Source organism: Psychrobacter sp. (assembly GCF_036731945.1).
GTDB lineage: Bacteria > Pseudomonadota > Gammaproteobacteria > Pseudomonadales > Moraxellaceae > Psychrobacter.
On record NZ_DAINDI010000030.1, the window covers coordinates 30,984 to 37,782 of the forward strand.

At 39.1% G+C, this 6,799-nt stretch carries 5 protein-coding genes; 3 read left to right on the forward strand and 2 right to left on the reverse strand.

Going from position 1 to position 6,799, the window contains the following annotated elements; translation table 11 throughout:
* Positions 1-555, forward strand: a 555-nt coding sequence (locus V7D75_RS07855; protein ID WP_333614121.1) for a Na+/H+ antiporter NhaC family protein, incomplete at its 5' end; no start/stop codon positions are given.
* Positions 556-787: 232 nt separating this feature from the next.
* Here the strand turns inward: V7D75_RS07855 and V7D75_RS07860 are convergent.
* Complete coding sequence (locus V7D75_RS07860) at positions 788-1,651, reverse strand: 5-formyltetrahydrofolate cyclo-ligase (protein ID WP_333614122.1); 864 nt, start codon at positions 1,649-1,651, stop codon at positions 788-790.
* Between the two features lie 141 nt (positions 1,652-1,792).
* Between V7D75_RS07860 and fumC the strand changes: the two genes are divergently transcribed.
* Positions 1,793-3,196: a class II fumarate hydratase gene (fumC, locus tag V7D75_RS07865; protein ID WP_333614123.1), complete on the forward strand. Its 1,404-nt coding sequence runs from the start codon at positions 1,793-1,795 to the stop codon at positions 3,194-3,196.
* 371 nt (positions 3,197-3,567) lie between these two features.
* Entirely contained in the window at positions 3,568-3,999 is a 432-nt protein-coding gene (locus V7D75_RS07870; protein WP_193032199.1) for an ACP-like domain-containing protein, read from the forward strand.
* 287 nt (positions 4,000-4,286) lie between these two features.
* On the opposite strand, the gene V7D75_RS07875 is transcribed toward V7D75_RS07870, so the two are convergent.
* A complete protein-coding gene (locus tag V7D75_RS07875; protein WP_333614124.1) occupies positions 4,287-6,719 on the reverse strand; it encodes a hypothetical protein in 2,433 nt (810 codons plus the stop codon).
* Between the last annotated feature and the right edge of the window lie 80 nt (positions 6,720-6,799).

Here is a 6,799-nt window from a genome sequence, read left to right on the forward strand (position 1 = left end):
ACCGATTCATTATTGCTCGGCTCGATGTTTGGTTTTGGCGTGTTTATGGCAACGGGCGTGGTCAAATGGCGTGACGCCGATACGGTCTTTAATGACGGTATCAAGCTGATGGCGATGATTGGCTTTATTATGATTACCGCCCAAGGCTTTGCCGAAGTAATGAAAGCGACCGAACAAATCCAGCCGTTGGTTGATGGCGCGGCGTCGTTATTTGCAGGTAATAAAGCGATGGCTGCATTTATTATGCTACTCATTGGCTTGATTGTGACCATGGGTATTGGTTCGTCTTTTTCGACCATTCCTATTTTGGCGGCGATTTATGTACCACTATGTATCTCTTTAGGGTTCTCACCTTTAGCAACCGTTGCGATTATTGGTACAGCTGGCGCGCTTGGTGATGCCGGTTCGCCTGCGTCAGACTCGACGCTTGGACCAACCTCTGGTCTAAACGTTGATGGGCAGCACGATCATATTAAGGACAGTGTGATACCGACATTTTTACATTATAATATTCCGTTGTTAGCGTTTGGTTGGATAGCCGCGATGGTGCTTTAATCAATAATCTAGACTCTTAATATTGATATAAAAAAGGTGAGTGATTTAATAACCATTCGCCTTTTTTGATTTTTTATAAAAGCTTAATTTATATTTTTCTCAGTTGCGTAGGGCACACCCTACAAATTGCTCGATATTATTCATTTGCCACTATCAGTATTATCCTCATCAAAATCCCCAATCTCACCAGTTAAACTATTTAAAAAAGCATCACTGTCAGCCAGTAATTCATTTAAGCGTTTCTCATTAACCACCTTTGCCAATTCGTCGGAGTTGAAGGCTTGTTCTTGACTGTAGTAGAGTTTCTCTCTAGCGTCATCATTTCCCAATGCTTGTAAGTACGTATCAACACTATCAGCGCTTTGATCTGATTTCTTTTAAACCACCTTAAGCCACTTGGCGTAATTAAGCCATCTAGCGGCACATCCCACACTTGGCGCTCAAGCTGCTCAACCATCTGAAAGTCGTAGCACCAGCCAATTTTTAACGGTTTTTTTAACCCTGCTTGATGGCTTTTACCAAGGGTTGTATCATAAAAACCGCCACCCATGCCCATACGATTGCCGCTATTATCAACCGCTACTAATGGACAGATAATTACATCTAACTCTCGTGCCCAAAGTAACCTGCGATGATGGTTTTGTTTCATCCCTAAGCTATGAATGCGCGTCGGTATATTCAGCAGTTTCGACTGATGAATAGGCACAAAGCGCAGGTGTTTATCAACGTTACCCATATCGTTACGTCCAAGCGAACCAACCACTGGCAAATAAGGCTGATAATTTAAGCGTATGATCCAGTCTAACAGTGGCTGAGTGGGCAGCTCACCAAAGCCATCATAATATAAGCCAATACGTGCATGCGGCGGTAAACGCTGTTGCAACTTGATTAAATGCAAACTTGCCATGCGCGCATATTGTCTACGCTCGCCAGCTGTTAATTGCCGACGCTGGCGGGTAAATTGTCGTCTGGGTGGATTAGCCAAGCTATCAGCGACTTTAACCTCCTTTTTAGAGCGAGCGTCATCAGCCGATAACTTAGAAAGCGAATCAGATAATGCAGTAGCAGAATGTTGTTGGCCGGTGTTTTTAGACATCAGTTAGCCTCACGGACTTGGAGAAATTTGTGATAAGTCATGCTATCATAACGCCACTTTACATCGTATTTTCCTTTATGTGCAGCGTGTGCTGCACTTTTTTCAAAGCAGCTATACAACAAACCATCAAAGAGGGTAGTTATGTCGACACAGAATCAGGCAACTCGTACCGAAAAAGATACCATGGGCAACGTGGAAGTCCCAGCTGACGCTTATTGGGGTGCGCAAACTCAGCGTAGCCGTGAGAACTTTAAAATTGGTGGCGAGACGTTGCCACGTCCGATGATTGAAGCAATGGCGCTAGTGAAAAAAGCCGCTGCCATTACCAATGCCAGCCTTGAGCGTATCGAAGGCGATAAGCGCGATTTAATCGTGCAAGCTGCTGATGAAGTTATCAACGGCGGTCTAACGGATCAGTTCCCATTGGTGGTATGGCAGACGGGTTCTGGCACCCAATCAAATATGAACATGAACGAAGTATTGGCCAACCGTGCTAATGAGATTGCTGGCAATGAGCGCGGCAGCTACACGCCGATTCACCCGAATGACCATGTTAACCATGCGCAATCTACCAACGACAGCTTCCCAACCGCGATTCGTGTTGCTGCTGCTCGTCAGATCAATAGCCTGCTTATTCCAGCGGTAAAAGCATTGCGCGATACACTAGACGCAAAAGCCAAAGAATTCGATAGTATCGTTAAAATTGGTCGTACCCATTTGCAAGACGCGACGCCTTTGACCCTAGGTCAAGAATTCAGCGGTTATGTTAGCCAACTTGACCATTCATTAACTCGTATCGATAACGCGCTACAAGGTCTGTATGAATTGCCACTAGGCGGCACGGCGGTTGGTACAGGTCTAAATGCCCACCCTGATTATGCGGTAAAAGCTGCTGAGCAATTGGCTGAATTAACAGGCTTACCGTTTGTCACTTCACCAAATAAATTTGAAGCGCTAGCCGCTCGTGATGCTGAAGTATTTGCTTCTGGCGCACTCAAAACGCTAGCTGGCAGCTTAAATAAAATCGCTAACGACGTCCGTTGGTTAGCATCAGGTCCTCGCTGTGGTCTAGGCGAGTTGACGATTCCTGAAAATGAGCCAGGCTCATCTATCATGCCGGGTAAAGTAAACCCAACGCAGTCAGAAGCAATGACCATGGTTGTCGCTCAAGTGATGGGTAACGACGTCACTATCAGCATGGCTGGCGCGTCAGGTAACTTTGAACTTAACGTTTATAAGCCAGTGATTGCCTTTAACTTATTGCAGTCTATCAAGTTATTGGATGTTGCGTTCAACAGCTTTAACGAAAATTGTGCCGTTGGTATCGAGCCAGTCAAAGACAAAATCGATGACTTCTTGCATAACTCATTGATGCTAGTGACTGCTTTGAACCGTCATGTTGGTTATGAAAACGCAGCAAAAATCGCTAAGACTGCTTATAAAGAAAACAAAACGTTGAAACAGGTTGCCGTTGAATTGGAGCTGCTAACTGAAGCGCAGTTCGATGAGTGGGTAACCCCTGCTGATATGGTGCATCCTTCTTAATATCAATCCAAAAACCTGATTAGCCTAGTCTTCCTCGCTACTTAGATTTTTAAATTCGATATTCTGATTGATAGAAAGACCTTGCCATCCTTTATAGAAGAATGAGCAGGGTCTTTTTTTGTCTATCAATTGAAGTACCTACATCGCGCGCAACAATGTCTTACGCGGAAACAACAAGCAAACCAATACTTATAACAGCGCAAACAAAAATTTTGGTTATAATGAGTGCATAGATAAGGGCTCGTGAATGAAAATTTAAATCACGACAAAGACAATAAGAGCAAACGATTAGACTAACTAAAAATAGTTCGCCGCTAACGTCCATATTTTTCTTATCTATGACCATTCTATTTATATCATTGAGGTAATTTATGAAAAAGTTAACTGCCGCTCTATCATCAGCTGGCATTATGATGGCGATGTTGGGTTCTGGTTCTGCGATGGCTTACTCGGACCAAGTGATGGAGCCAAGCGAGAGTTATGATACCGCTGTTAAAATCAGACAAGTCAACTATACTTGCCAAAGTAACAAGAAAGTCAGCGTGACTTACGGTTTTAACAAAGAGTATTTACCGACCTTTGCAGAAGCCAATCTAAATGGTAAAAAAAGATTTTTACCGATTAACTTAGGTCGTTCTGACAATGTTGATACCGTGTTTGGTGACGAAGACAACTTTAGTATTATGACGGGCGCGCTGCGTTTGAATAACTATCATAAATCATCGGCTAATATCCAAAACGCTAAGAGTGAAATCCTTTATAAAGGCTGTAATGTTGCCTCTATCAAAAAGCTTAAGGGCTAGTTTTTAGCAGGCTGACAGAATTAGATAAAAAAGACCTTGTCACGTTATGTGGCAGGGTCTTTTTTTAGTATGTAACGCTAGTTTTGGAGCTAATCCCGCTTTTCGCTACTATCTTGCCTTCCCACTGGGGCGGTGGCTAAGGTTAGAGATGTTCCAACGTTCGAGCTACCTCTAGCTAAGCCTCCGTAGCCCAGTGACCAGACAAGGATGTCCGTTGTAATCGGAGCTAGCGGTTGCATCTCACTATTACATATATTATTTATAATTCAAGACTCAAAATTGTACTTTCAGATCTTCTCATATATTTCATCTTTATCTAAAAATCCAAATATTTCAAGTTGTGGCAATATCTTACTCGCTAATATATCATTTTCTACTTTCAATGCATTTATTTCTTCTGCTGCCAAATGATGCTCGCTTAAACATCTTCTGATTTGATACCAACCTGCATCCCAAGTTTCAATTTTCCAATCCTGCGTCACCATACTATTTGAATGAGAATAGAAGACTTCATAAACTTTTTTAGCTTTTGATAAGACATTTCGTGCTTCTTCTGATAATTCACTTTGCTTAATCCAGTTAGCGACAAATCTATCTTTATCAACTGATAACTGCTGTCTAAAATCGGGGTCTTCAATCTTCCAATCTTTTAGATCTCTAATTAAAAAAGGATAGAAGTTATTTATTATGTTATAAGTTTTTCCTAAATACTTAATATTACTTAACGAGGTTGTTTGATTAGAAGAAGAGAATAAGCTCCAAATTATGCAGTCATTAATGAACTCTTTCGTAGGTTCTTTATGAGGCACTAAAAATTGATTCCTATCATTTAACCAAGTTGATTTTGGTATTTTTCTCACTGCATGAAGAGTAACAGCATGCTCAAAATTATCTTGATTTACAGTAAATGCTCCTGCACTAACACTTGGCGAAGATAGAATCACAACATATTTAGAGTTTTGAAAATCATTGCCTTTGCTACAAATAGAGGCTAAAAAATCTGGTCTTGCTCTGTGCCTAGAGTCAGTGTTATCATCTTTTACTTTTATTCCATTACTTAAAGGGGGTAGTATATAGTCGTTCGAATTCTTAGGTCTCTCAAACCAATTGTTAATAACATCCTTCTTCTCTATCAATCTGAGATTTTTAACACCAATGTTAATACCTTGATCATTTGCTATATCTATTTTAATTATCTTCGATTCACTCTTTTTTGATAAATTCCATACTATGAAAGCTATTGGAAAATTTCCAACAACACCTTGAAAACATTTTGAATGAAATAAAAATCCCTTTTCATATTTATGATTAAAGTATTTATTCCTGTACTCAACACTATCTGGAGCGTTTACATACTTTAATGTAGAGAACATACCTAAATATGTTTTCTTAGGCATTTCTAGACTAATTCTAAACATGAATTGAGCGAAAAGCTCACGTTTTGCATGACCTATTTCTTCTTTATTCATTAATATTTCAACTTTAGTTTTGCTAATTCCAGTTTTAGATTTTTTTTGTTTGGCATCTTGAGCAGTAGCAAAAGGTGGGTTTATATAAACTAACCAAGTTATTGATTCATCTTTTAAGTCATCTCTTAGTTTCTTTGGCAGTTTCCAATTAGGTTCAAAAGGTAAGTTGTCTTTCGTTAAAAGATATTCAACATCATCATTCAAGTAGTCATACTGAAAACAAGTTGCATCACGAAAAACTTTACTAAGATGGTCTGCTTCACTTGCATGAAGTGTAGACATATATAAGTACTTATAAGCTTCTTGTGGTAAGTTATATTCAAGATTTCCTGTGCCTGCCGCCATATCCCAAACTCTATATTTCCCAGACTTGTACCAGTTATTACCTAGCACATCAGAGATATAGTGAGTAGCTTTTGTTGCCAATATCAACGGTGTATAAAACTCCCCTTCGAACCTTCTTTGATTTTCATCTGTTAATCTATCTAACTTTGCGTGAATACCATTGATAGTTTCTTGACTATCTACATAATCATAAATTCCCCAAAAGTACTCATAGTCTTTCATCAAAACCTTTAGTGTTCTTGATTTATTGTTCTCAAAAGTGAAGACAACCCGTCCATTATCTTTATCTACAATAATTTTATCTCTTTGAATATTTGCCAAAAAGTAAAAAGAATCTTTATAGCCATTTTGAATATGACGACCAAGAATATTTTTCCAATGATCAAAAACTGCTTCAAAATTCTCTTCGTTAATAACTTTTTTATCACCGAAATCCATTATTAGTTGTGGACTTAAAGCGTTCTTAAGCTTTTTCTCAAATGTAGAATGTTCGCCTTTGAGATTCATTCTGTATGTATGAATTTTTCTAGTTTCTGGTTCTTTAACAAGATGATCAATTAATTTTGGATCAGGTCTGCTGGGTGGGTTTTCCCAGTTATATGAATCATTTGAGTAGTAACTTGACCACTTATTAGTTTCAGTTAGAGAGGCTTCATTTTTATCAGCTAAGCATAGGAAGTAAGGGATAGTTTTTTCAGCACTACCGTATTTTAGTCTGCGTACATAATATAAAGACTGTGCAAGAATGGTAGCCAAAGCTTTTAAATTTTGAAGGTTTTTATCGTACTTAAATTCAAATAGTACCTGTGGTGTATATAAATCATGCATATCAGAAGTATCATAATCAATATCGAAGTATTTGGCATATATTGCTTTGACTGTTTCTTCAGTCTTGGCAGCTTTCAACTTAGTCTTAAATTCCTCAAATATCATATAGTCAAGCCCACCTAAAAGTGTTATAAATTAATTATCAAACTTAATTGTTA

What these genes read in the sequence shown, in the direction of transcription:
- V7D75_RS07860 (WP_333614122.1), bottom strand. Translation starts at nt 1,651, where the DNA reads ATGTCTAAAAACACCGGCCAACAACATTCTGCTACTGCATTATCTGAT.
- fumC (WP_333614123.1), top strand. Translation starts at nt 1,793, where the DNA reads ATGTCGACACAGAATCAGGCAACTCGTACCGAAAAAGATACCATGGGC.
- V7D75_RS07870 (WP_193032199.1), top strand. Translation starts at nt 3,568, where the DNA reads ATGAAAAAGTTAACTGCCGCTCTATCATCAGCTGGCATTATGATGGCG.